Annotated in this window: 24 protein-coding genes; 16 read left to right on the plus strand and 8 right to left on the minus strand. The window is 65.9% G+C overall.

Annotation, left to right across the window (positions count from 1 at the left end; translation table 11 throughout):
* Window positions 1-179: 179 nt before the first annotated feature.
* Window positions 180-986 carry a tRNA cyclic N6-threonylcarbamoyladenosine(37) synthase TcdA gene (gene tcdA, locus AC3B6A_RS06770; protein WP_488401526.1) on the plus strand — a complete coding sequence of 269 codons (807 nt, stop codon included), beginning with the start codon at window positions 180-182 and terminating at the stop codon, window positions 984-986.
* Between the two features lie 231 nt (window positions 987-1,217).
* Here tcdA and AC3B6A_RS06775 read toward each other — a convergent pair whose 3' ends face one another.
* The 8 genes from AC3B6A_RS06775 to map form a co-directional block, all read right to left on the minus strand.
* Window positions 1,218-1,625: a SufE family protein gene (locus tag AC3B6A_RS06775; RefSeq protein WP_488401527.1), complete on the minus strand. Its 408-nt coding sequence runs from the start codon at window positions 1,623-1,625 to the stop codon at window positions 1,218-1,220.
* Window positions 1,622-2,827: an aminotransferase class V-fold PLP-dependent enzyme gene (locus AC3B6A_RS06780; RefSeq protein ID WP_488401528.1), complete on the minus strand. Its 1,206-nt coding sequence runs from the start codon at window positions 2,825-2,827 to the stop codon at window positions 1,622-1,624. The genes AC3B6A_RS06775 and AC3B6A_RS06780 overlap by 4 nt, the downstream gene beginning before the upstream one ends.
* Before the next feature lie 75 nt (window positions 2,828-2,902).
* Window positions 2,903-3,937: a 2,3,4,5-tetrahydropyridine-2,6-dicarboxylate N-succinyltransferase gene (dapD, locus tag AC3B6A_RS06785; protein ID WP_488401529.1), complete on the minus strand. Its 1,035-nt coding sequence runs from the start codon at window positions 3,935-3,937 to the stop codon at window positions 2,903-2,905.
* Window positions 3,938-3,980: 43 nt separating this feature from the next.
* On the minus strand, window positions 3,981-4,607 hold the full coding sequence (locus AC3B6A_RS06790) for a LysE family translocator (protein ID WP_488401530.1): 627 nt from the start codon (window positions 4,605-4,607) through the stop codon (window positions 3,981-3,983).
* A gap of 11 nt (window positions 4,608-4,618) precedes the next feature.
* Window positions 4,619-4,927 carry an arsenate reductase gene (locus AC3B6A_RS06795; protein ID WP_488403533.1) on the minus strand — a complete coding sequence of 103 codons (309 nt, stop codon included), beginning with the start codon at window positions 4,925-4,927 and terminating at the stop codon, window positions 4,619-4,621.
* A 285-nt stretch (window positions 4,928-5,212) separates the two neighbouring features.
* Entirely contained in the window at window positions 5,213-6,409 is a 1,197-nt protein-coding gene (gene dapC, locus AC3B6A_RS06800) for a succinyldiaminopimelate transaminase (protein ID WP_488401531.1), read from the minus strand.
* Window positions 6,410-6,427: 18 nt separating this feature from the next.
* Entirely contained in the window at window positions 6,428-9,127 is a 2,700-nt protein-coding gene (locus tag AC3B6A_RS06805; RefSeq protein WP_488401532.1) for a [protein-PII] uridylyltransferase, read from the minus strand.
* A gap of 143 nt (window positions 9,128-9,270) precedes the next feature.
* Entirely contained in the window at window positions 9,271-10,053 is a 783-nt protein-coding gene (gene map / locus AC3B6A_RS06810; RefSeq protein ID WP_488401533.1) for a type I methionyl aminopeptidase, read from the minus strand.
* Between the two features lie 303 nt (window positions 10,054-10,356).
* Here map and rpsB point away from each other — a divergent pair, with 303 nt between their 5' ends.
* From rpsB to rnhB, 15 genes are all read left to right on the plus strand, one after another.
* The gene (rpsB, locus tag AC3B6A_RS06815; protein ID WP_488401534.1) at window positions 10,357-11,097 is read left to right on the plus strand and encodes a 30S ribosomal protein S2; all 741 of its coding nucleotides are present in this window, start codon (window positions 10,357-10,359) and stop codon (window positions 11,095-11,097) included.
* A 125-nt stretch (window positions 11,098-11,222) separates the two neighbouring features.
* The gene (gene tsf / locus AC3B6A_RS06820; protein ID WP_488401535.1) at window positions 11,223-12,092 is read left to right on the plus strand and encodes a translation elongation factor Ts; all 870 of its coding nucleotides are present in this window, start codon (window positions 11,223-11,225) and stop codon (window positions 12,090-12,092) included.
* 205 nt (window positions 12,093-12,297) lie between these two features.
* Window positions 12,298-13,035, plus strand: coding sequence for a UMP kinase (gene pyrH / locus AC3B6A_RS06825; protein ID WP_488401536.1), 738 nt, complete (start codon window positions 12,298-12,300; stop codon window positions 13,033-13,035).
* Between the two features lies 1 nt (window position 13,036).
* Window positions 13,037-13,594, plus strand: a complete 558-nt coding sequence (gene frr / locus AC3B6A_RS06830; protein ID WP_488401537.1) for a ribosome recycling factor — start codon at window positions 13,037-13,039, stop codon at window positions 13,592-13,594.
* 16 nt (window positions 13,595-13,610) lie between these two features.
* The gene (gene uppS / locus AC3B6A_RS06835) at window positions 13,611-14,366 is read left to right on the plus strand and encodes a polyprenyl diphosphate synthase (protein WP_488401538.1); all 756 of its coding nucleotides are present in this window, start codon (window positions 13,611-13,613) and stop codon (window positions 14,364-14,366) included.
* Window positions 14,360-15,175 carry a phosphatidate cytidylyltransferase gene (locus tag AC3B6A_RS06840; protein ID WP_488401539.1) on the plus strand — a complete coding sequence of 272 codons (816 nt, stop codon included), beginning with the start codon at window positions 14,360-14,362 and terminating at the stop codon, window positions 15,173-15,175. Before uppS ends, AC3B6A_RS06840 begins: the two co-directional genes overlap by 7 nt.
* Window positions 15,172-16,362: a 1-deoxy-D-xylulose-5-phosphate reductoisomerase gene (gene ispC / locus AC3B6A_RS06845; RefSeq protein ID WP_488401540.1), complete on the plus strand. Its 1,191-nt coding sequence runs from the start codon at window positions 15,172-15,174 to the stop codon at window positions 16,360-16,362. Before AC3B6A_RS06840 ends, ispC begins: the two co-directional genes overlap by 4 nt.
* A 16-nt stretch (window positions 16,363-16,378) precedes the next feature.
* On the plus strand, window positions 16,379-17,731 hold the full coding sequence (gene rseP / locus AC3B6A_RS06850) for a sigma E protease regulator RseP (RefSeq protein ID WP_488401541.1): 1,353 nt from the start codon (window positions 16,379-16,381) through the stop codon (window positions 17,729-17,731).
* A gap of 73 nt (window positions 17,732-17,804) precedes the next feature.
* The gene (gene bamA, locus AC3B6A_RS06855; RefSeq protein ID WP_488401542.1) at window positions 17,805-20,159 is read left to right on the plus strand and encodes an outer membrane protein assembly factor BamA; all 2,355 of its coding nucleotides are present in this window, start codon (window positions 17,805-17,807) and stop codon (window positions 20,157-20,159) included.
* Window positions 20,160-20,207: 48 nt separating this feature from the next.
* On the plus strand, window positions 20,208-20,711 hold the full coding sequence (locus tag AC3B6A_RS06860; RefSeq protein WP_488401543.1) for an OmpH/Skp family outer membrane protein: 504 nt from the start codon (window positions 20,208-20,210) through the stop codon (window positions 20,709-20,711).
* Window positions 20,711-21,772, plus strand: coding sequence for a UDP-3-O-(3-hydroxymyristoyl)glucosamine N-acyltransferase (lpxD, locus tag AC3B6A_RS06865; RefSeq protein WP_488401544.1), 1,062 nt, complete (start codon window positions 20,711-20,713; stop codon window positions 21,770-21,772). Before AC3B6A_RS06860 ends, lpxD begins: the two co-directional genes overlap by 1 nt.
* A gap of 48 nt (window positions 21,773-21,820) precedes the next feature.
* The gene (fabZ, locus tag AC3B6A_RS06870; protein ID WP_488401545.1) at window positions 21,821-22,261 is read left to right on the plus strand and encodes a 3-hydroxyacyl-ACP dehydratase FabZ; all 441 of its coding nucleotides are present in this window, start codon (window positions 21,821-21,823) and stop codon (window positions 22,259-22,261) included.
* Window positions 22,258-23,034 (plus strand): acyl-ACP--UDP-N-acetylglucosamine O-acyltransferase, encoded by a 777-nt coding sequence (gene lpxA / locus AC3B6A_RS06875; protein ID WP_488401546.1) that lies wholly within the window; start codon window positions 22,258-22,260, stop codon window positions 23,032-23,034. The genes fabZ and lpxA overlap by 4 nt, the downstream gene beginning before the upstream one ends.
* 2 nt (window positions 23,035-23,036) lie before the next feature.
* Window positions 23,037-24,179, plus strand: coding sequence for a lipid-A-disaccharide synthase (gene lpxB, locus AC3B6A_RS06880; RefSeq protein WP_488401547.1), 1,143 nt, complete (start codon window positions 23,037-23,039; stop codon window positions 24,177-24,179).
* Complete coding sequence (gene rnhB / locus AC3B6A_RS06885) at window positions 24,179-24,790, plus strand: ribonuclease HII (RefSeq protein ID WP_488401548.1); 612 nt, start codon at window positions 24,179-24,181, stop codon at window positions 24,788-24,790. Before lpxB ends, rnhB begins: the two co-directional genes overlap by 1 nt.
* The last annotated feature ends 52 nt before the right edge of the window (window positions 24,791-24,842 follow it).

Consider the following 24,842-nt stretch of genomic DNA (forward strand, 5'->3'; position numbering starts at 1 on the left):
GGGACTGTACAGGTTGCCGGCCGGCCCGCCGCGTGGGCGTCGGACGGCGTTTCCCGACAGTTTAGAATGGGCTGCGGGCGCAAGCCTGAGACTGCGGAAAAGCGACTTTGTTGCAGGCGCGCCGACGGCAGCGCGCGGGCGTTATAGAATGCCGGCCGTTTCGATGCGAGGTGTGGTGAATGGAACTGGATGAACAGCGTTTCGGCGGTATCGCGCGGCTCTATGGACGCGAGGGCCTGGAGCGGCTGGCGGCCAGCCATGTGGCGGTGGTCGGGATCGGCGGCGTCGGCTCCTGGGCGGCCGAGGCGCTGGCGCGCAGCGGGGTGGGCGAGATTTCCCTGTTCGACCTCGACGACGTCTGCGTGACCAACACCAACCGCCAGGTCCATGCCCTGCAGGGCGCGGTGGGCAAGCCCAAGGTCGAGGTGATGGCCGAACGCCTGAGGGCGATCAACCCGGGCATCGTCGTGCATGCCACCGCCGATTTCGTCACCCGCGAGACCATGGCCGACTACATCACCCCCGAGCTGGACTGCGTGATCGACTGCATCGACAGCGTCGCCGCCAAGGCCGCGCTGATCGCCTGGTGCAAGCGCCGCAAGCTGCAGATCATCACCACCGGCGGCGCCGGCGGGCAGGTCGACCCGACGCAGATCCAGGTCGCCGACCTGAACAAGACCTTCAACGATCCGCTGGCCGCCAAGGTCCGCTCCATGCTGCGCCGCGACTACAACTTCTCGCGCACCCCGGGCCGCCACTACAGCGTGCAGTGCGTGTTCTCCACCGAGCAGTTGCGCTACCCGAAGCCGGACGGCACGGTCTGCCAGTCCAAGAGTTTCGTCGGCGAGGGGGTGAAGCTGGACTGCGCGGGGGGCTTCGGCGCGGTGATGATGGTTACCGCGACCTTCGGCATGGTGGCGGCGGCGCGGGCGGTGGACAAGATCGTCGCCGGCGCGCGGCGGCCTTCGGAGCGGTCCTCGGGCTGAATGCCCTTGTAGGAGCGAGCTTGCTCGCGAACAAACTCCCTCGGCTGCAACGCAGCCTGGCGGTTCGCGGGCAAGCTCGCTCCTACGAAAAGCACCCCATGGCGGGTTCGCTGTCGCTGCAAGAGAACGTCATGCGCTCTCGTAGGAGCGGATCTCATCCGCGAATCGCGCCGGGCGCTCCGGCTATCGCGGACAAGGTCCGCTCCTACGAAAGTCCTTGGCCCCGTGTGCTCAGGTGTCGATCAGCTCGCGCATCCGCAAAAGCACCGCATTCAAGCCATTGCTGCGCGACGGCGACAGTTGCCGGCCCAGGCCCAGCTGGTTGAACCAGTCCGCCAGGTCGACCTGCGCCAGCTCCGCCGCCGGCAAGCCCTCCACCCGCGCCAGCAGCAACGCCAGCAGCCCGCGCAGCAGGCGCGCATCGCTGTAGGCGCGGAAGTGCCAGCGGCCGTCGCGCATATCGGCCACCAGCCAGACATTGCTCTCGCAGCCGTGCACCCGCTGCTCGTCGCGGCGCTCGGCCTCGCTCAGCGGCTCCAGGCGCTCGCCCCATTGCATCAGCAGGCGGGCGCGCTGGTCCCAGCCGTGCAGGGCGGTGAAGGCCTGCAGGGCCTCGCTGGCGGCGGCGGGCAGGCTCATCGCAGCAGCTCCAGGGCGCTGTCCAGGGCGCTGAAGAAACGTTCCAGGTCGGCGCCGTCGTTGTACAGGCCGAGGGAGACGCGCAGGGCGCCGGCGACGTCGAGGGTCTTCATCAGCGGCATGGCGCAGTGGTGCCCGGCGCGCACGGCGACGCCCTGTTCGCTGAGCAGGTGGCCGAGGTCGGCGACATGCACGCCCTCGACCACGAAGCTGGCCAGCGCCACCTCCGGCTCGCCCAGCACGCGCACGCCTTCGCGGGCGCGCAGGCCGGCGAGCAGGCGGGCGTGGAGGAAGTCCTCGTGGGCGCTGATTTCCGCGTTGTCCTGGCGGGCCAGCCAGTCCAGCGTGGCGCCCAGGCCGAGCACGGCGCCGATGGGCGGGGTGCCGGCCTCGAAGCCGATGGGCGCGGCGTGGAACTGCGCGTCGAAGTAGTCGGCCACGCGCACCATCTCGCCGCCGAACTGCCAGTGCGCCAGGCGCTCCAGCGCTTCCGGACGGCCCCAGAGCAGGCCGAGGCCTTCCGGACCGTAGAGCTTGTGGCTGGAGCAGACGTAGAAGTCGCAGCCCAGCGCCGACAGGTTGTGCCGGCCATGGACCACGCCCTGCGCGCCGTCGACCACGCTCAGCGCGCCATGCTGGCGGGCCATCCGCAGCAGCTCCGGCAGCGGTTGCCAGGTGCCGAGCACGTTGGACAGCTGGCTGACGGCGAGCAGGCGGGTGCGCGGGCCGATCAGGCCGGCGGCTCGCTCCAGGTCGATGCGCCCGCTGCGCTCCAGCGGCAGCACCACCAGTTTCAGCCCGCGCCTCTTCGCCAACTGCTGCCAGGGCAGCAGGTTGGCGTGGTGTTCCAGGGCGCTGATGACGATCTCGTCGCCGGCCCGGAACTGGCTTTCCAGTCCGTAGGCCAGCAGGTTCAGCGCCTCGGTGGCGCCGCCGGTGAAGACGATCTGCGCCGGGCTGCCGCCGTTGAGCCAGTTGGCGGCCAGGGTACGGGTCGCCTCGAAGGCGCGGGTGGCGCGCTCGCCGGGCAGGTGCTGGGCGCGGTGTACGTTGGCGGCGCCGCTGGCGTAGTAGCCGGCGAGGGCGTCGATCATGGCGCGCGGTTTCTGCGCGGTGGCGGCGCTGTCGAGGTAGGTCTGGCCTTCGGCCTCGAAGGCGGCGAGGGCCGGGAAGTCGGAGCGCCAGGGCGAAAGAGCAGTCATAAGCTACAAGCCTCGAGCTGCAAGCCAAAAGTGCTTTGCTTGCAGCTTAGGGCTTGCAGCTTTGAGCTTCCCGTTTTAGTTGTGCGCGTGCAGCGCTTCGTTCAGTTCGATCGCGGTCTTGTTGGTCTTGCACTCGACCGCGCCGGTCTGCGAGTTGCGGCGGAACAGCAGGTCCGGCTGGCCGGCCAGGTCGCGGCCCTTGACCACTTTCACCAGGTTGTTCTGGTCGTCCAGTACGGCGATCTTGGTGCCGGCGGTGACGTACAGGCCGGCTTCGACGATGTTGCGGTCGCCCAGCGGGATGCCGATGCCGGCGTTGGCGCCGATCAGGCAGCCTTCGCCGACGCTGATGACGATGTTGCCGCCGCCGGACAGGGTGCCCATGGTCGAGCAGCCGCCGCCCAGGTCCGAGCCCTTGCCGACGAACACGCCGGCGGAGACGCGGCCTTCGATCATGCCCGGGCCTTCGGTGCCGGCGTTGAAGTTGACGAAGCCTTCGTGCATCACGGTGGTGCCTTCACCGATGTAGGCGCCCAGGCGCACGCGGGCGGTGTCGGCGATGCGCACGCCGGCCGGGACCACGTAGTCGGTCATCTTCGGGAACTTGTCCACCGAGAAGACATCCAGCAGCTTGCCCTTCAGGCGCGCTTCGAGCTGCAGTTCGGCCAGTTCGGCCAGGTCGACGGCGCCCAGGTTGGTCCAGGCCACGTTCGGCAGCAGCGGGAAGATGCCGGTCAGGTTCAGGCTGTGCGGCTTGGCCAGGCGGTGCGACAGCAGATGCAGCTTGAGGTACGCCTCCGGGGTGGAGCTGGGGGCGGTGTCGTCGGCCAGCAGGGTGGCGACCAGCGGCTTCTGGCTCTCGGCCAGGCGGTTGAGCAGGGCGGCCTGGGCGGCGTCGATGCCTTTCAGGGCGTCGGCCAGCTGGTAGGCCTGGTGGGCGCTGAAGGCGATCGCCTGGTTGCCGCCCTCATAGGCCAGCAGCGGGCTGATCGCGGCGACCAGTTCGGCCGCGGGCTTGAGCAGCGGCTGCGCGTAGAAGACTTCCAGCCAGTTGCCCTGGCGGTTCTGGGTGCCGACACCGAAGGCCAGGCTGAACAGGGATTTCGACATGTGGGGGCTTCCTTGAAAAGAGGTTCTCGAAGAGTGAATTCGGTCAGGCCGGCCGGCGGCTGAGCAGCAGGCCCAGCCCGGCGCTGCCCAGCAGCGTGGCGCAACCGCGGTTGAACAGGCGCCGGGCGCGGGCCCCGGCGAGCAGCTTGCCGAGGCGTACCCCGGCGAGCCCGTAAAGGGCGATGGCCAGCCACTCCAGTGACAGGAAGGCTGTGCCGAGTTGGGCGAACTGGGCGCCCACGGCTTGGCGCGGGTCGACGAACTGCGGCAGGAAGGCGGTGAAGATCAGGATCGCCTTGGGGTTGCCGGCGGCGACCCAGAACTCCTGGCGCGCCAGGCGCCAGAGGCTGCTGGCCGGGACGGTTGCGCCGCTGGCTTGCAGGTCGGCAGTCGGCGCGCGCCAGAGCTGCACGGCCAGCCAGAGCAGGTAGGCGGCGCCGGCGAGCTTGATCACCAGGAACAGCCAGGCCGAGGTCTGCAGCACCAGCGCCAGGCCCGATGCGGCCAGGGCCAGCATGCCGGCGAAGGCCAGCAGGCGGCCGCTGCCGGCGAGGGTGGCGCGCAGCAGGCCGAAGCGTGCCGCGTTGTTCAGCGACAGCAGGTTGTTCGGTCCCGGCGCCAGGTTCAGGGCGAAGCAGGCGGGGAGGAACAGGGCCCAGGCGATGTTCATGGCGGGACGGCTCAGGCCAGCGCGGCGGCGTAGTTGTCGGGTTTGAAGCCGACCAGGGTGCGGTCGCCCAGGTCGAGCACCGGACGCTTGATCATCGACGGCTGGGCGAGCATCAGTTCGATGGCCCTGGCCTGGTCGAGATCGGCCTTCTGGGCGTCGTCGAGCTTGCGGAAGGTGGTGCCGGCGCGGTTCAGGACGGTTTCCCAGCCGTGCTCGGCGCACCATTGTTCCAGGTGCGCGCGGTCTATCGCGCTGGTCTTGTAGTCGTGGAAGGCGTACTCGATGCCATGCTCGTCCAGCCAGGTGCGGGCTTTCTTCATGGTGTCGCAGGCCTTGATGCCATACAGCGTCCGCTGACTCACGGGGCGCGTCTCCTTTTCGGGCTTTCTTCAGGCGCGGGATTATGCCATTTCCCGGGGGCTTGGGGGATGCCGGCGGGAAGCGCTGGAAGAGGCATGGGGTCGACGCTGGCGCGCGGAGCCATATCGGACGCGTCGCTGGGCGAGGAGCGGAGGGCCGAACCCCGTAGGAGCGGATCTCATCCGCGAATCGTGCCGGATGTGCCGGCTATCGCGGACAAGGTCCGCTCCTACTGGAGCTGGGGCTTACAGGCTCTGCACGAAGCGCTTGATGCGCTCGGCCGCCTCGACGCACTCGGCCAGCGGGGCCACCAGGGCCATGCGCACGCGGTTGGCGCCGGGGTTCTCGCCGTTCACTTCGCGGGACAGGTAGGAGCCCGGCACCACGGTGACGTGCTGCCGGTCGAACAGGCTGCGGCAGAACTCGGTGTCGGCGATCGGCGTCTTCGCCCACAGGTAGAAGCTGCCGTCCGGGCGCTGCACGTCGAGCACGCCGGCGAGGATGTCGAGCACGGCGTCGAACTTCTCGCGGTACAGGTCGCGGTTGGCGCGCACGTGGTCCTCGTCCTTCCAGGCGGCGATGCTGGCCAGCTGGGTCTGCACCGGCATGGCGCAGCCGTGGTAGGTGCGGTACAGGAGGAATTTCTTCAGCACCTCGGCGTCGCCGGCGACGAAGCCCGAGCGCAGGCCCGGCAGGTTGGAGCGCTTGGACAGGCTGTGGAACACCACGCAGCGGGCGAAGTCCGAGCGGCCCAGTTCGGCGCAGGCGGTCAGCAGGCCGGCCGGCGGGTTCTGTTCGTCGAAGTACAGCTCGCTGTAGCACTCGTCGGCGGCGATCACGAAGTCGTGTTGGTCGGCCAGGGCGATCAGCTTCTTCAGGGTCTCCAGCGGTACCAGGGCGCCGGTGGGGTTGCCCGGGGAGCAGAGGAAGAGGATCTGGCAGCGCGCCCAGACGTCGGCCGGCACGGCGTCGAAGTCCGGGTTGAAGCCGTTGGCTTCCCGGCACGGCAGGTAGTGCGGCTCGGCGCCGGCCAGCAGGGCCGCGCCTTCGTAGATCTGGTAGAAGGGGTTCGGGCTGATCACCAGGCCGTTGCGGCTGCGGTCCACCACGGCCTGGGTGAAGGCGAACAGCGCTTCCCGGGTGCCGTTCACCGGCAGCACGTGGCGCGCCGGGTCGAGCCAGCCGGCCGGAACCTTGAAGCGGCGCTCGCACCAGGCGGCGATGGCTTCGCGCAGGGCCGGGATGCCCAGGGTGGTCGGGTAGACCGCGAGCTGGTCGAGGCTGGCGCTCAGGGCTTCGGCGACGAAGGCCGGCGAGCGGTGCTTGGGTTCGCCGATGGACAGCGCGATCGGCTTGAGGTCCGCCGGCGGCTGGGCGCCGGCCAGCAGGGCGCGGAGCTTCTCGAAGGGGTAGGGCTGGAGCAGGTCGAGGGCTGGGTTCATGGGCAAGGCTCTTTCTTTCTAAATGCTGATGCGGACCGGCATGGTCTGCTGGCCGCCGTCGGAGAGGATGTCGACCAGGGCGGTCTGGATGCGCTTGCACAGCTCCGGGTCGGAGAGCGGCTGGTTGTGCGCATCGGTGACGAAGAACACGTCTTCCACGCGTTCGCCCAGGGTGGCGATCTTGGCGTTCTGCACCGACAGGTCGAAGTCGAGGAACAGCCCGCCGATGCGCGCCAGCAGGCCGGGGCGGTCGGGCGCGGTGACTTCCAGCACGCTGACCTGGCGCGCCGCGTCGGTGGAGATGGTCACCTGCGGGGCGAAGGCGAAGTGCTTGAGCTGGCGCGGCACCCGGCGCTGGATGATGGTCGGGTATTCGTCCGGGTCCTTCAGGGCGTAGACCAGACCTTCGCGGATTTCGGCGACACGGGCGGGATTGTCGCCGATCGATCCGCCATCGGCGTCGAGCACTATGTAGGTGTCGAGGGTGAACAGGCTGGTCGAGGTGATGATTCGCGCGTCCTGGATGTTCAGGTTGAGCTGGTCCATGGCCGCCACGGTCACGGCGAAGAAGTCGTGCTGGTCGGCGGCGTAGATGAAGATCTGGGTGCCGCCCTCGAATTCGCGCTGGGCGGTTTCCTTGATCAGCACCAGCGGCGTGCCGTCGTCCGGGTGCTGGAGGATGGCTTCGGTGTGCCAGGCCACGTCGGCGGCGGTGTGGCGCAGGAAGTAGTCGTCGCCCAGTTGGCTCCACAGTTGCTCGGCGTCGTCCTGGTCGATGCCGCCGCGCACCAGGATGTCGATGGCCGCGCTCTGCGTCTGGCGGATCTGCTCCTCGCGGTCCACCGGATTCTCCAGGCCGCGGCGCAGGGCGCGCTTGGTCTCGGTGTAGAGCTGGCGCAGCAGGCTTGCGCGCCAGGAGTTCCACAGCGTCGGGTTGGTGGCGTTGATGTCGGCCACGGTGAGCACGTAGAGGTAGTCCAGGTGCGTCTGGTCGCCCATCAGCTGGGCGAAGTCGTAGATCACCTGCGGGTCGGAGAGGTCCTTGCGCTGCGCGGTGGTGGACATGATCAGGTGGTTCTGCACCAGCCAGCAGACCAGGCTGGTGTCCCACGGCGGCAGCTGGTGGCGCTGGCAGAAGTGCTCGGCGTCCACCGCGCCCAGTTCCGAGTGGTCGCCGCCACGGCCCTTGGCGATGTCGTGGTAGAGCCCGGCGATGTAGATCAGCTCGGGCTTGGGCAGGCGCTCCATGGTCTTGCTGGCCAGCGGGTACTTCTCCGCCATGTCCGGGCGGCGCAGCTTGCGCAGGTGCTTGATCAGGTTGAGGGTGTGGGCGTCCACCGTATAGATGTGGAACAGGTCGTGCTGCATCTGCCCGACGATCAGGCCGAATTCCGGCAGGTAGCGGCCGAGGATGCCGTAGCGGTTCATCCGCCGCAGGTTGCGGTGGATGCCTTCCTTGCACTTGAACAGCTCGATGAACAGGCTGGTGTTGCGGATGTCGTGGCGGAAATCGTCGTCGATCAGGTGCCGGCTGTCGCGCAGCAGGCGGATGGTGTCGGCGCGCACGCCCTTGATCTCCGGGTGCTGGGCGAGCAGCACGAAGATTTCCAGGAGGGCGAAGGGGGTGCGCTTGAAGACCTGGGCGTGGGTGACTTCGAGATAGCCGTCGCGCAGCTGGAAGCGGCTGTTGAGCGGCTGCAGCTGGCCGTTCTCGCCGGCGCGCAGGATCACTTCCTCGAAGTGCTGCATGATCAGGTCGTTCAGTTCGGAAACGGCCATCACCACGCGGTAGTACTTCTGCATGAAGCGCTCGACCGCGAGCTTGGCGTCGTTGTCCTCGTAGCCGAGCATCCCGGCGATGCGCCGCTGGTGGTCGAACAGCAGGCGGTCCTCGGCGCGCCCGGCCAGCATGTGCAGGGCGTAGCGGACCTTCCAGAGGAACTCCTGGCTGGAGGCCAGCACGCTGCATTCGCTTTCCACCAGGAAGCCTTCGCGCACCAGGGCGTGCAAGTTGAGGCTGCCGAAGTGGCGGCGGGCGACCCAGAGCAGCGTCTGGATGTCGCGCAGGCCGCCGGGCGAACCTTTCACGTTGGGTTCGAGGTTGTATTCGGTGTCGTTGTATTTGGTGTGGCGGTGGATCTGTTCCTTGCGCTTGGCCAGGTAGAACTGCCCGCTGGGCCACATCTGCTGCGCATTGGTGGCGTCGAGCATGCGCTGGCGCAGGCCGTCCGGGCCGGAGATGGTGCGGCACTCCATCAGGTTGGTGACCACCGTCAGGTCGGCGCGCGCCTCGTCGGCGCACTCGGCCACCGAGCGCACGCTCTGGCCGACTTCCAGGCCGATGTCCCAGAGCAGGGTGAGGAAGCCTTCGATGGGGTCGCGGTAGCGCTCCTGGTCCTCGCTGTCGAGCAGGATCAGCAGGTCGATGTCCGAGTGCGGGTGCAGTTCGCCGCGTCCGTAGCCGCCCACGGCGACCAGCGCGATATCGGCGGCGTCGCCCCAGTCGAAGCGGTTCCAGGCCTGTTGCAGGATCCGGTCGACGAACCAGGCGCGGTCCTCGATCAGCCGGCGGATGTCGCGGCCGCCGTTGAAGCGGGCGTCGAGCACCTCGTTGGCCTGACGGATGGCCTTCTTGAAGGCGGCAATGGGGCTGGATTTGAGGGCCAGTTCCGCCTGGAACTGCCCACGGTCGAACAACTCGGGATCCACCTGCGGCATGGCGGCCTTCCTGATCAATGGCTTAAGGGAGGGCAGGGGCAAGAGGGCGGTCGGGCCTGGACGTCTGGTGCCAGGCCCGGCGGCTGTGCCGGGCCGGGATTTCTATGTTCTACCCAGCCGTCGGCGAGATTGCAAACCGCGTCTTAGGCAGAAGTGCGCGGGAAGCTTTCGTCGTTGCGCAGGGTCAGGATCTCGTAGCCGTCGGCGGTGACCAGCACGGTGTGCTCCCACTGCGCGGACAGCTTGCGGTCCTTGGTGATGGCGGTCCAGCCGTCGCCCAGCAGGCGGGTTTCCGGGCGGCCCTGGTTGATCATCGGCTCGATGGTGAAGATCATGCCTTCTTTGAGTTCCAGGCCGGTGCCGGCGCGGCCGTAGTGCAGCACCTGCGGCTCCTCGTGGAACACCTTGCCGATGCCGTGGCCGCAGTACTCGCGCACCACCGAGAAGCCGTTCTTCTCGGCGTACTTCTGGATCACTTCGCCGATGTCGCCCAGGCGCGCGCCCGGCTTGACCACGGCGATGCCCTTGTACATGCATTCCTGGGTGATCTGGCAGAGGCGGTCGGCCCATTCCGGGGTCTTGCCGACCAGGAACATCTTGCTGGTGTCGCCGTGGTAGCCGTCCTTGATCACGGTGATATCGAGGTTGACGATATCGCCTTCCTTGAGCGGCTTGTCGTTGGGGATGCCGTGGCACACCACGTGGTTGATCGAGGTGCAGATCGACTTGGGGAAGCCCTTGTAGTTCAGCGGCGCCGGAATGGCCTTCTGCACGTCGACGATGTAGTCGTGGCAGATGCGGTCCAGTTCCTCGGTGGTGACGCCGGGCTTGACGTGCTCGCCGATCATTTCCAACACTTCGGCGGCCAGACGGCCGGCGACGCGCATTTTCTCGATGTCTTCGGGCGTCTTGATGGTGACGGTCATGCGAATTCTCTTGAGGCGCTGCGATCGCGCGGGTAAATGAGATGAATACGCAAGTCTATCAGACCTTGGGCCTTCCTTTTAAGGTCAGCGCTGAAACGGGGCGCTGAAGCGGTGCCGGATGTCCGGGCGGGTTTCGCTGGGGCCGAGGTTGTGGTATAAAGCGCCCCGCTTCGAAGGCTACGGCCGTCTCGAGGCATAAACCCACACATGCATCGACACGATGGCCTGGGTGCCTTTCGACTGGTTCGGAGGGTTGGCCGTTGGGATGCATGGAGGCCTAACCCGACTTATCGAGGAACTATCATGTCCCAAGTCAACATGCGCGATATGCTGAAGGCCGGTGTGCACTTCGGCCACCAGACCCGTTACTGGAACCCGAAAATGGGCAAGTTCATTTTCGGCGCGCGCAACAAGATCCACATCATCAACCTGGAAAAGACTCTGCCGATGTTCAACGAGGCCCTGACCTTCGTTGAGCGCCTGGCCCAGGGCAAGAACAAGATCCTGTTCGTCGGCACCAAGCGTTCCGCCGGCAAGATCGTCCGCGAAGAAGCCTCCCGTTGCGGCATGCCGTACGTCGACCACCGTTGGCTGGGCGGCATGCTCACCAACTACAAGACCATCCGTCAGTCGATCAAGCGCCTGCGCGAGCTGGAAACCCAGGCTCAGGACGGCACCTTCGCCAAGCTGACCAAGAAAGAAGCCCTGATGCGCACCCGTGATCTGGAAAAACTGGATCGCAGCCTGGGTGGTATCAAGGACATGGGCGGCCTGCCGGACGCTCTGTTCGTGATCGACGTCGACCACGAGCGCATCGCCATCACCGAAGCCAACAAGCTGGGCATCCCGGTCATCGGCATCGTCGATACCAACAGCAGCCCGGAAGGCGTTGACTATGTTATCCCGGGCAACGACGACGCCATCCGCGCCGTACAGCTGTACCTGGGCTCCATGGCCGAAGCCGTGCTGCGTGGCAAGAACGCCGGTGGCGTGACTGCCGACGAGTTCGTCGAAGAAGCGCCGGCCGACTCCGCCGAAGGCTGATTCCAGGACGTCCAGACGTCCTGCGGTGCGCGGAAAGGGGGCTAGGCCCCCTTTTTGCCACCTTGTAAATTCCGCCCGGGCAGCCGGGCGATCTGGTTTTGAGAGCAACTCAAGAGGGTTTCGAAATGGCAGAAATTACTGCAGCACTGGTCAAGGAACTGCGTGAGCGTACCGGCCAGGGCATGATGGAGTGCAAGAAGGCACTGGTCGCCGCTGAAGGCGACATCGAGAAGGCCATCGACGATATGCGCGCTTCCGGCGCCATCAAGGCCGCCAAGAAGGCCGGCAACATCGCCGCCGAAGGCGCCATCGCCGCCAAAGTGGCTGATGATGCCAAGTCCGCCACCATCATCGAAGTCAACTCGCAGACCGACTTCCTGGCCCTGCAGGACGACTTCAAGGGCTTCGTGGCCGCCAGCCTGGACAAGGCTTTCGCCCAGAAGCTGACCGATGCCGCTCCGCTGATCGCCGAACAGGAACCCGCTCGTGAGGCGCTGGTCGCCAAGTGCGGCGAGAACGTCAACATCCGTCGTCTGGCTCGCGTTGAAGGCGACGTGGTTGGCGCCTACCTGCACGGCCACCGCATCGGCGTTCTGGTCACCCTGAAGGGCGGCAATGCCGAACTGGCCCGTGACATCGCCATGCACGTCGCTGCCAGCAACCCGCAGTTCCTGGACCCGTCGCAGGTTTCCGAAGAAGCCGTTGCCAAGGAAAAGGAAATCTTCCTGGCGCTGAACGCCGACAAGATCGCCGGCAAGCCGGAAAACATCGTCGAGAACATGGTCAAGGGCCGTATCGCGAAGTTCCTGGCCGAAGCCAGCCTGGTCGAGCAGGCCTTCGTCAAGGATCCGGAAGTCAAGGTCGGTGATCTGGCCAAGAAAGCCGGCGCCGAAATCGTTTCCTTCGTTCGTTTCGAAGTAGGCGAAGGCATCGAGAAGGTCGAAGCCGACTTCGCTGCCGAGGTTGCTGCTCAAGTAGCCGCTTCCAAGCAGTAATAGACAGTCTCGCGACTGTCGCCCCGCAAGAGGCTGCCCGCTAACGCGCGCGGCCTCTTTGCCAAACTGGGGAAGCCAAATGGGGCGGCTTCCACGGCACGGGCCCGCACGGCGGGTCAATGGCGCCGCAAGCGTGGCGGGTCCACGCTTCCGAACCAAGGCGCCGCAGGCGCCAAGCATTCAATCGCCGCAGGAGAAACAGGTCATGGCTCAGCAGCTGAGCGCACGTCAACCTCGCTATAAACGCATTCTTCTAAAACTGAGCGGCGAAGCCCTGATGGGGGCCGAGGAATTCGGTATCGACCCCAAGGTGCTCGATCGGATGGCCCTGGAAATCGGCCAGCTCGTGGGTATCGGTGTCCAGGTCGGCCTGGTCATCGGTGGTGGCAACCTGTTCCGTGGCGCGGCGCTGTCCGCGGCGGGCATGGACCGCGTCACCGGCGACCACATGGGCATGCTGGCCACCGTGATGAACGGCCTGGCCATGCGCGATGCGCTGGAGCGTTCGAACATCACCGCCATCGTCATGTCGGCCATTTCCATGGTCGGCGTCACCGATCATTACGACCGCCGCAAGGCCATGCGCCACCTGGCCAGCGGTGAGGTGGTGATCTTCTCCGCCGGTACCGGCAACCCGTTCTTCACCACCGATTCCGCCGCCTGCCTGCGCGCCATTGAAATAGATGCTGACGTAGTGCTGAAGGCGACCAAGGTGGACGGCGTGTACACTGCCGACCCGTTCAAGGACCCGAATGCCGAGAAATTCGAACGTCTGACGTACGATGAAGTGCTCGATCGCAAGCTGGGTGTGATGGACCTCACTGCCATCTGCCTGTGCCGGGACCAGAAAATGCCGCTGCGGGTGTTCAACATGAACAAGCCGGGCGCGTTGCTGAATATTGTCGTAGGTGGTGCTGAAGGCACCCTGATCGAGGAGGATTGAAATGATCAACGAGATCAAGAAAGAAGCACAGGATCGCATGGGCAAGACGCTGGAAGCGCTGGGTCACGCCTTCGCCAAGATTCGCACCGGCCGTGCGCATCCGAGCATCCTGGACAGCGTCATGGTGTCCTACTACGGTTCCGACACCCCGCTGCGCCAGGTGGCCAACATCACCGTGGAAGACTCCCGCACCCTGGCCCTGAGCGTGTTCGACAAGAGCATGATCCAGGCGGTCGAGAAGGCCATCATGACCTCCGACCTGGGCCTGAACCCGGCCACCGCCGGCACCACCATCCGCGTGCCGATGCCGGCCCTGACCGAGGAAACCCGCAAGGGCTTCACCAAGCAGGCCCGTGCCGAGGCCGAGCAGGCCCGCGTATCCGTGCGCAACATCCGCCGCGATGCCCTGGCCCAGCTCAAGGACCTGCAGAAAGAGAAGGAAATCAGCGAGGACGACGAGCGTCGCGCTGGTGACGATGTACAGAAGATCACCGACAAGTTCGTCGCCGACATCGAAAAGGCCCTCGAGGCCAAGGAAGCGGATCTGATGGCCGTCTGACGGCCGGGCTCTCGTCATGGAAAAGACCAAGCAGGTGACGCCCGTGCCCCGGCACGTGGCGATCATCATGGACGGCAACAATCGCTGGGCGAAGAAGCGCCTGATGCCCGGTGTCGCCGGACACAAGGCCGGCGTGGATGCCGTTCGCGCGGTGATCAAGACCTGCGCCGAGGCGGGCGTCGAGGTGCTGACGCTGTTCGCCTTCTCCAGCGAGAACTGGCAGCGCCCGGCCGACGAGGTCGGGGCGCTGATGGAACTGTTCCTCATGGCCTTGCGCCGTGAGGTACGCAAGCTCAGCGCCAACGGTATCCGCCTGCGCATCATCGGCGATCGCAGCCGTTTCGCCCCCGAGTTGCAGGTGGCGATGCAGGAGGCGGAAAGCCTGACCGCCAACGGCACCACCATGCTGCTGCAGGTGGCGGCCAACTACGGCGGCCAGTGGGACATCACCCAGGCTGCGCAGCGTCTGGCCCGCGAAGTACAGGCCGGCCACCTGGCGCCGAACGAGATCACCCCGGAGCTGATCCAGGGCTGCCTGTCCACCGGCGACCAGCCATTGCCGGACCTGTGCATCCGTACCGGCGGCGAGCACCGCATCAGCAACTTCCTTCTCTGGCAGCTGGCGTATGCCGAGCTGTATTTCTCCGATCTCTACTGGCCCGACTTCAAGCACGACGCCATGCGCGCCGCGCTGGTCGACTACGCCTCTCGCCAGCGCCGTTTCGGCAAGACCGGCGAGCAGGTCGAGGCCGAGGCACCGCCGACATGCTGAAACAACGAATCATCACAGCGCTGATCCTGTTGCCGATCGCGCTGGGTGGTTTCTTCCTTCTCGATGGTGCGGCGTTCTCGCTGTTCATCGGTCTGGTGGTCAGCCTGGGCGCCTGGGAATGGGCGCACCTGGCCGGTTACAACGAGCAGCCCGCCCGCATCGGCTATGCCGCCGGGACGGCCGCGCTGATGTTCATCCTCTCCTGGTTGCCGCAACTGGCCGGGGCGGTGCTGGTGTTGGCGCTGCTCTGGTGGCTGCTGGCGACTGTCATGGTGCTGACCTACCCGGACAGCGCATCGAGCTGGGGTGGCCGCTGGCGCCGCCTGCTGATCGGCCTGCTGATCCTGGTGCCGGCCTGGCAGGGGCTGGTGCTGCTCAAGCAGTGGCCGCTGGACAACTGGCTGATCGTCGCCGTGATGGTGCTGGTCTGGGCCGCCGATATCGGCGCCTATTTTTCCGGCAAGGCCTTCGGCAAGCGCAAGCTGGCCCCGCGAGTCAGTCCCGGCAAGAGCTGGGAAGGCTTCTATGGCGGCCTGGCGCTGAGCCTGGCGATCACCGTCGCCGTGTCCATCTACCGCGACTGGAGCGTGCGCGAGCTGCTGCTGGCGCTGCCGTGCGCCGCCATCGTGGTTGCGCTGTCGGTGGTGGGTGACCTGACCGAGAGCATGTTCAAGCGCCAGTCGGGCCTCAAGGACAGCAGCAACCTGCTGCCGGGGCACGGCGGCGTGCTCGACCGGATCGACAGCCTGACCGCGGCGATCCCGGTGTTCACCGCGCTGTTGTGGGCCGTGGGCTGGGGTGCGCCGTGAACGCCGTGCAGCAGATCAGCGTACTGGGGGCGACCGGCTCCATCGGTCTCAGCACCCTGGATGTAGTGGCCCGGCATCCGGATCGCTATCGCGTCTTCGCGCTCAGCGGATTCTCCCGGCTCGCCGAGTTGGAAGCACTGTGCCTGCGGCATCGCCCGCGATTCGCCGTGGTGCCGCAGGCCGATCAGGCCCGGCATCTGCAAGGCGGTTTGCTGGCGGCGGGGCTGGATACCCGTGTGCTGGCCGGGGAGGCGGGACTCTGCGAGATCGCCGCGCATCCCGAGGTGGATGCGGTCATGGCGGCCATCGTCGGCGCGGCGGGGCTCAAGCCCACCCTGGCGGCGGTGCGCGCCGGCAAGCGGGTGTTGCTGGCCAACAAGGAAGCGCTGGTGATGTCCGGCGCGCTGTTCATGGAGGCCGTGCGCGCCAGTAACGCGGTGCTGCTGCCCATCGACAGCGAGCACAACGCGATCTTCCAGTGCATGCCGGCGGATTACTCGCGCGGTCTCGGCGAGGTCGGGGTGCGGCGGATTCTGCTGACGGCCTCGGGCGGCCCGTTCCGCGAGACGCCCCTGGAGGCCCTGGCGGACGTTTCGCCGGAGCAGGCGTGCGCCCACCCCAACTGGTCCATGGGCCGGAAGATTTCCGTCGATTCGGCGAGCATGATGAACAAGGGGTTGGAGTTGATCGAGGCCTGCTGGCTGTTCGATGCGCCGCCGTCGAAGATCGAGGTGGTGATCCATCCCCAGAGCGTCATCCATTCCCTGGTGGACTATGTGGATGGCTCGGTGCTCGCGCAGCTGGGCAATCCGGACATGCGCACGCCCATCGCCCATGCGCTGGCGTGGCCGGAACGGATCGACTCCGGGGTGTCGCCGCTGGATCTTTTCAGCATCGCCCGTCTGGATTTCTGTCCGCCGGACGAGCGGCGTTTCCCCTGCCTGCGCCTGGCCCGGCAGGCCGCCGAAGTCGGCGGCAGCGTACCGGCCATGCTCAATGCGGCCAACGAAGTCGCGGTGGCGGCCTTCCTCGAGCGACGCATCCGCTTCATCGAGATCGCGGTTATCATCGAGGACGTGCTGAACCGCGAGGCGCCTGCTCCGGTCGAATCCCTCGATGCGGTGCTGGCGGCCGACCAGCGCGCGCGCGATGCCGCGCAGGCGTGGTTGCAGGAACGCGGGCGTTGATGCCCAGGAGGTAGCGATGAGTGCCCTTTACATGATCGTCGGCCTGGTGGTCGCACTGGGCGTGCTGGTCACCTTCCACGAATTCGGGCACTTCTGGGTGGCGCGCCGCTGTGGCGTGAAGGTGCTGCGCTTCTCCGTGGGCTTCGGTACGCCGCTGGTGCGCTGGCACGATCGCCGGGGCACCGAGTTCGTCGTCGCCGCCATTCCGCTGGGCGGCTACGTCAAGATGCTCGACGAGCGCGAGGGCGATGTCCCGCCGGAACTGCTCGAGCAGGCCTTCAATCGCAAGCCGGTCTTCCAGCGCATTGCCATCGTCGCCGCCGGCCCGGTGGCGAACTTCCTCCTGGCGATCCTGTTCTTCTGGGTGCTGGCCATGCTGGGCAGCCAGCAGATCAAGCCGGTGATCGGCTCGATCATCGCCGACACCCCCGCGGCAGCGGGTGGCCTGGCTGCCGGCCAGGAAGTGGTAGCCGTCGACGGCGAGCCCGTGGATGGCTGGGGTGGCGTCAATCTGCAACTGGTGCGCCGTCTCGGGGAAACCGGCGAGCTGAGCGTTTCCGTGATCGAGCCGGGCTCCTCCGTCCCGATGGTGCATCAGCTGCAGCTCAAGGCGTGGCTGAAGAGCGCCGATAATCCCGATCCCATTGCAGGGCTGGGGATCCGGCCGTGGCGTCCGGTCATCGCGCCGGTCCTGGCGGAGCTGGACAAGGCGGGGCCGGCCAAGGCTGCCGGGCTCAAGGTCGGGGATCGCCTGCTGAGCGTCGATGGGCAGCCGGTGGACGATTGGCAGCAGGTGGTGGACAAGGTCCGCGCCCGTCCCGAGGGGCGCGTGGTGCTGGGCGTCGAGCGTGACGGCCAGCGACAGGACGTCGCGCTGACCCTGTCGTCGAAAGGGGAGGGCAAGGCCCGTGCCGGTTACCTCGGAGCGGGGGGCGCCGCTGGTCAGTGGCCGGCGGAAATGCTCCGCGAAATCAGCTACGGACCGGTGGATGCGGTCGGCCAGGCACTCTCCAGAACCTGGTCGATGAGCCTGCTAACTCTGGATTCTCTAAAGAAAATGGTGCTCGGGCAGCTCTCGGTAAAAAACTTGAGCGGGCCGATAACCATTGCTAAAGTGGCGGGCGCTTCGGCCCAGTCCGGCGTGGGGGACTTTCTACATTTCCTCGCCTATCTGAGTATTAGTTTGGGGGTTCTCAACCTGTTGCCGATTCCCGTGCTAGATGGCGGGCATCTGCTGTTCTACCTGGTCGAGTGGGTGCGAGGGCGCCCGCTGTCTGAGCGGGTCCAGGCTTGGGGGATGCAGATCGGCATCAGCCTGGTCGTCGGGGTCATGTTGCTGGCCCTGGTCAACGATCTGAGTCGACTGTAACGCGCCGTTGAATTTCGGATCTGCCGCCTCATGCGGCAGATTCTTTATTTGTCAGTTGGAATAAAAGGACTCCATGAAACGCTTTCTGCTACCCGCGGCCCTTTCCGCGCTGATGATCGCCCAGGTTCACGCCGAGTCCTTCACCGTCTCCGACATCCGGGTCAATGGCCTTCAGCGCGTCTCCGCCGGCAGCGTGTTCGCCGCACTGCCGCTGAACGTGGGGGAGCAGATCGACGACCATCGCCTGGTCGAGGCGACCCGCTCGCTGTTCAAGACCGGTTTCTTCCAGGACATCCAGCTCAGCCGTGATGGCAACGTGCTGATCGTCAACGTGGTCGAGCGCCCGTCGATTTCCAGCATCGAGATCGAGGGCAACAAGGCCATCACCACCGAAGACCTGATGAAGGGCCTGAAGCAGTCCGGCCTGGCCGAAGGCGAAATCTTCCAGCGCGCAACCCTCGAAGGCGTGCGTAACGAACTGCAGCGCCAGTACGTGGCCCAGGGCCGCTACTCCGCCGAGATCGAGACCGAGGTGGTGCCGCAGCCGCGCAACCGGGTCGCCCTGAAGATCACCATCAACGAAGGCACCGTGGCGGCCATCGCCCATGTCAACGTGGTGGGCAACACCGTCTTCTCCGAGGAAGAACTGACCGACCTGTTCGAGCTGAAGACCACCAACTGGCTGTCCTTCTTCAAGAACGACGACAAGTATTCCCGCGAAAAACTCTCCGGTGACCTCGAGCGCCTGCGCTCCTACTACCTCGACCGCGGCTACATCCACATGGATATCGCCTCGACCCAGGTTTCCATCACGCCGGACAAGAAACACGTCTACATTACCGTCAACGTCAACGAGGGCGAGAAGTACACCGTCCGTGACGTGAAGCTCTCCGGCGACCTGAAAGTGCCGGAAGACGAGATCAAGAAGCTGCTGCTGGTGAAGCCGGGCCAGGTCTTCTCGCGCAAGGTGATGACCACCACCTCCGACCTGATCACCCGCCGCCTGGGCAACGAGGGTTACACCTTCGCCAACGTCAGCGGCGTGCCTGAGCCCCATGACGACGACAAGACCGTCACGATCACCTACGCGGTCGATCCGGGCAAGCGGGCCTACGTCAACCGCATCAACTTCCGTGGCAACACCAAGACCGAGGACGAAGTGCTCCGTCGCGAGATGCGCCAGATGGAAGGCGGCTGGGCTTCGACCTACCTGATCGACCAGTCCAAGCAGCGCCTCGAGCGCCTGGGCTACTTCAAGGAAGTCAACGTCGAGACCCCGGCCGTGCCCGGCACCGACGACCAGGTCGACGTCAACTACAGCGTGGAAGAGCAGCCGTCCGGCTCCATCACCGCGAGCGTCGGCTTTGCCCAGAGCGCCGGTCTGATCCTCGGCGGCTCGATCAGCCAGAACAACTTCCTGGGTACCGGTAACAAGGTCAGCATCGGCCTGACCAAGAGCGACTACCAGACCCGCTACAACTTCGGCTTCGTCGACCCCTACTGGACCGTCGACGGCGTGAGCCTGGGCTACAACGCCTTCTACCGCAAGACCGACTACAGCGATCTGGATGTCGACGTTTCCAGCTACTCCGTCAACAGCTATGGTGCCGGCGTCAGCATCGGCTATCCGATCAGCGAAACCTCGCGCCTGACCTACGGCCTGACCGCGCAGAAGGACGAGATCGATACCGGCGTCTACACCGTCGACGAGATTTTCGACTTCATCCAGCAGGAAGGCGACAGCTTCACCAACTACAAGGCCTCCGTCGGCTGGTCCGAGTCGACCCTGAACAAGGGCGTGCTGGCCAACCGTGGCCACTCGCAGAGCCTGGTGCTGGAGTCCACCGTCCCCGGTAGCGACCTGTCGTTCTACAAGCTCGACTACCGTGGCCAGCTCTTCACCCCGCTCACCGAAAACTACACCATGCGCTTCCACACCGAGCTCGGCTACGGTGACGGCTATGGTTCCACCGACCGCCTGCCGTTCTACGAGAACTACTACGCGGGCGGCTTCAACTCGGTGCGTGGCTTCAAGGACAGCACCCTCGGTCCGCGCAGTACGCCGAGCCAGGGCACCAATCCGGGCACCGCATACGACCCGGACCAGGACCCGCAAGCCTTTGGTGGTAGCATCCTGATCACCGGCGGCGCCGAAGTCCTGTTCCCGCTGCCGTTCGTGAAAGACCAGCGTCAGCTGCGCAGCGTGGTGTTCTGGGATGTCGGTAACGTCTTCGATACCGACTGCCCGACCGACACCACCCAGGGCTGCGATGGCGTCAAGTTCAATGACATGGCCATGTCCGCGGGTGTGGGCCTGACCTGGATCACCGCGCTGGGCCCGCTGAGTTTCAGCCTGGCGACCCCGATCAAGAAGCCGGACAACGCCGAAACCCAGATCTTCCAGTTCTCCCTGGGACAGACCTTCTAATTGGCCGTATCGTTGTAATGACAACCATGCTTTGTGCAGGAGTGCATCGTGCGTAAGTTGACCCAGTTCGTCCTGATCACCGCAGCCCTCATGGCGAGTCCTGCATTCGCTGACATGAAGATCGCGGTGCTCAACTATCAGATGGCACTCCTCGAGTCGGACGCGGCCAAGCAGTACGCCGTGGATGCGGAGAAGAAATTCGGCCCCCAGTTGAACAAGCTGAAGGCGCTGGAAAGCGATGCCAAGGCGCTGCAGGACAAGCTCGTCAACAGCGGCAGCAAGATGTCCCAGGCCGATCGTGAAAAGGCCGAGAGCGACTTCAAGCAGAAGGCCCGCGACTTCCAGTTCCAGTCCAAGGAGCTGAACGAAGCCAAGGCCGTCGCCGACCGCGACATGCTGAAGAAGCTCAAGCCGAAGCTGGACCAGGCCGTCGAGGAAACCATCAAGAAGGGTGGCTATGACCTCGTGGTCGAACGTGGTGCCGTGGTTGACGTGAAGCCGCAGTTCGACATCACCCGCCAGGTCATCGAGCGCATGAACCAGCTGCGCTGATGATGACCGAGCTGTCCTTTACCCTCGCTGAACTGGCTGCGCAGCTCGATGCCGAGCTGCGTGGCGATCCCGCTCAAGTCATTCGCGGCCTGGCTACCCTCCAGGAAGCCGGCGCGGATCAACTGAGCTTCCTGGCCAACCCGCAGTACCGCAAGTTCCTGCCCGAAAGCAAGGCGGGCGCGGTGTTGCTGACGGCGGCCGATGCCGAAGGTTTCACCGGCAATGCGCTGGTGGTGGCCAACCCTTATCTGGCGTATGCCGGCCTTTCCCATCAGTTCGACCGCAAGCCCAAGGCTCCGGCCGGCATTCATCCCACCGCCGTGGTCGATGAAGGCGCGCAGGTCGATCCGACCGCCAGCATCGGCCCCTATGCGGTGATCGAGGCCGGCGCCCAGGTTGGCGCGGGCGTCACCGTTGGCGCCCACTGCTTCGTCGGTGCGCGCAGCGTGATCGGCGAAGGTGGCTGGCTGGCCCCGAGAGTGACCCTTTACCACGACGTGCGCATCGGCAAGCGCGTGGTGATCCAGTCCGGCGCCGTGCTCGGGGGCGAGGGCTTCGGCTTCGCCAACCAGAAAGGCGTCTGGCAGAAGATCGCGCAGATTGGCGGCGTGACCGTGGGGGATGACGTCGAGATCGGCGCCAATACCACGATCGACCGCGGTGCGCTGTCCGATACCCTGGTGGGTAATGGCGTGAAGCTGGACAACCAGATCATGATCGCCCACAACGTGCAGATCGGTGACCACACGGCGATGGCGGGCTGCTGCGGGATTTCCGGCAGCGCCAAGATCGGCAAGCATTGCATGCTCGCCGGCGGCGTCGGCCTGGTCGGTCACATCGAGATCTGCGACAACGTCTTCGTCACCGGGATGACCATGGTGACCCGCTCGATTACCGAACCGGGCTCTTATTCGTCCGGTACCGCCATGCAGCCGGCCGCTGAATGGAAGAAGAGCGCCGCGCGCATTCGCCAGTTGGACGACATGGCTCGTCGTCTGCAGCAGCTGGAAAAGCGCCTGGCCGCCGTGACCCCGAGCGGAGACGCTCCATCAGATGCGTGATCCACGCATTTTTTGGCGTTTCCCTTTTCTGAACAGGCTCCCCTGAACATGATGGACATCAACGAGATTCGCGAATACCTGCCTCATCGCTACCCCTTCCTGCTGGTGGATCGGGTGGTGGAGCTGGACATCGAGGGCAAGCGCATTCGCGCCTACAAGAATGTCAGCATCAACGAGCCGTTCTTCAATGGCCATTTCCCGCAGCATCCGATCATGCCGGGCGTGCTGATCATCGAAGCCATGGCCCAGGCGGCCGGTATCCTCGGCTTCAAGATGCTCGACGTGAAGCCGGCCGACGGCACCCTGTACTACTTCGTCGGCTCCGACAAGCTGCGTTTCCGTCAGCCGGTGCTGCCGGGCGACCAGCTGCATCTGCACGCGCAGTTCATCAGCGTCAAGCGCGGCATCTGGAAGTTCGACTGCCACGCCACCGTCGATGACAAGCCGGTGTGCTCGGCCGAAATCATCTGTGCGGAACGCAAACTATGAGTTTGATCGATCCTCGCGCCATCATCGACCCTCGCGCAAAGCTGGCTGACGACGTAGAGGTGGGCCCCTGGTCCATCGTCGGGCCGGATGTGGAGATCGGCGAAGGTACGGTGATCGGTCCGCACGTGGTGCTCAAGGGCCCCACGAAGATCGGCAGGCACAATCGCATTTTCCAGTTCTCCAGCGTCGGCGAGGACACTCCCGACCTGAAGTACAAGGGCGAGCCGACCCGCCTGGTGATCGGCGACCACAACGTGATCCGCGAGGGTGTGACCATCCATCGCGGCACCATCCAGGATCGCTCGGAGACCACCATCGGCGACCACAACCTGTTCATGGCCTACGTGCACATCGGCCATGACAGCGTGATCGGCAACAACTGCATCCTGGTGAACAACACGGCGCTGGCCGGCCATGTCCACGTGGATGACTGGGCGATCCTGTCCGGCTACACCCTGGTGCACCAGTTCTGCCGGATCGGCGCGCACAGCTTTTCCGGCATGGGCAGCGCGATCGGCAAGGACGTCCCGGCCTACGTGACCGTCTTCGGCAACCCCGCCGAGGCCCGCAGCATGAACTTCGAGGGGCTGCGCCGACGCGGCTTCAGCGCCGAGGCCATCCATGCGTTGCGGCGCGCCTACAAGGTGGTCTATCGCCAGGGGCTGACGGTGGACGAGGCCCTGGCCGAGCTTGCCGAGGCTTCGCAGCAGTTCCCGGAAGTCGCGGTATTCCGCGACTCCATCCAGAGCTCCACCCGCGGCATCACCCGCTGACCATGCAGCCGACCGAACGCAAGCTGCGCGTCGCCCTGGTCGCGGGCGAGGCGTCCGGCGATATCCTCGGCTCCGGCCTGATGCAGGCGCTCAGGCAGCGCCACCCCGAGATCGAGTTCATCGGTGTCGGCGGCCCGCGCATGCAGGCCGAAGGGCTGCAATCGCACTTTCCGATGGAGCGCCTCGCGGTCATGGGCCTGGTCGAGGTGCTCGGCCGCCTGCGCGAGCTGCTGCGCCGGCGCAAGGACCTGGTGCGCATGCTGATTGCGGCGAAGCCGGATGTGTTCATCGGCATCGATGCGCCGGATTTCAACCTCGACATCGAATTGAAGCTGCGCCGCGCGGGTATCCGCACGGTGCATTACGTCAGCCCGTCGGTCTGGGCTTGGCGGCAGAAGCGCGTGCTGAAGATCAAGCAAGCCTGCGACCTGATGCTCGCGCTGTTCCCCTTCGAGGCGCGCTTCTACGAGGAGCACGCGGTGCCGGTGCGCTTCGTCGGCCATCCGCTGGCCAACACCATTCCCCTGCAAGCCGATCGCGCCGGTGCGCGCGAGCGTCTCGGGCTGCCGCAGGACGCCAGCGTCGTTGCGCTGCTGCCGGGGAGCCGGGGAGGGGAGGTCGGCAAGCTCGGCGCGCTGTTCCTCGATACCGCCGAACGCCTGCTGGCGGCGCGCCCGCAGCTGCGCTTCGTGCTGCCCTGTGCGAGCCCGGAACGCCGTGTCCAGATCGAGCAGATGCTGGCCGGCCGCGAGCTGCCGGTGCGGTTGCTCGACGGTGCTTCCCATGAGGCCCTGGCCGCCTGCGACACCGTGCTGATCGCCTCCGGCACCGCCACGCTGGAGGCGCTGCTGTACAAGCGGCCGATGGTCGTTGCCTACAAGGTCGCGCCGATGACCTACCGCATCCTCAAGCGCCTGGTGAAGAGCCCGTACATTTCGCTGCCGAACCTGTTGGCCGGCCGCCTGCTGGTGCCCGAGCTGATCCAGGATGCGGCGACCCCCGAGGCGCTGGCCACAACGCTGCTGCCGCTGCTGGATGACGGCAGCGTGCAGACCGAATCCTTCGACGCCATCCACCGCGCCCTGCGCCAGGATGCGTCCGCGCAGGCGGCCGAGGCCGTCCTCGCCCTGGTGGAGAAACACTGATGCAGATGGGCCTGGATTTCGCCCTGGTGGAAGAGCTGGTCGCCGGCGTCGACGAAGTCGGCCGCGGCCCGCTCTGTGGTCCCGTGGTCACCGCCGCGGTCATCCTCGATCCGGCGCGGCCGATCAAGGGACTCAACGATTCCAAGAAGCTCAGCGAAGCGCGCCGCGAGGCGCTGTTCGACGAGATCCGCGAGAAGGCCCTGGCCTGGTGCATCGCCCGCGCGGAAGTGGAAGAGATCGACCAGCTCAACATCCTCCACGCCACCATGCTGGCGATGCAGCGGGCGGTGGCGGGCCTGGACGTGACGCCGAAACTGGCGCTGATCGATGGCAACCGCTGCCCGAAGCTTGCGGTGCCGTCCGCGCCGGTGGTGCAGGGCGACGCCAAGGTCCCGGCCATCGCCGCCGCCTCGATCCTGGCCAAGGTCAGCCGCGACCGCGAGATGCAGGAAATGGAGGCGCTTTACCCGGGCTACGGCATTGGCGGCCACAAGGGCTACCCGACGCCGGTGCATCTGGAGGCGCTCAAGCGCCTGGGGCCGACGCCGATCCACCGCCGCTCGTTCGGGCCGGTTCGCGCGCTGCTGGAAAACGCCCGCGGCATTCTGTAACAGCCTGTCATTACCCTGAGATTCCTCTCGGCCAGCGGCTTGCCGGCGACCT

The sequence above is a fragment of the Pseudomonas sp. B12(2026) genome, assembly GCF_057767015.1.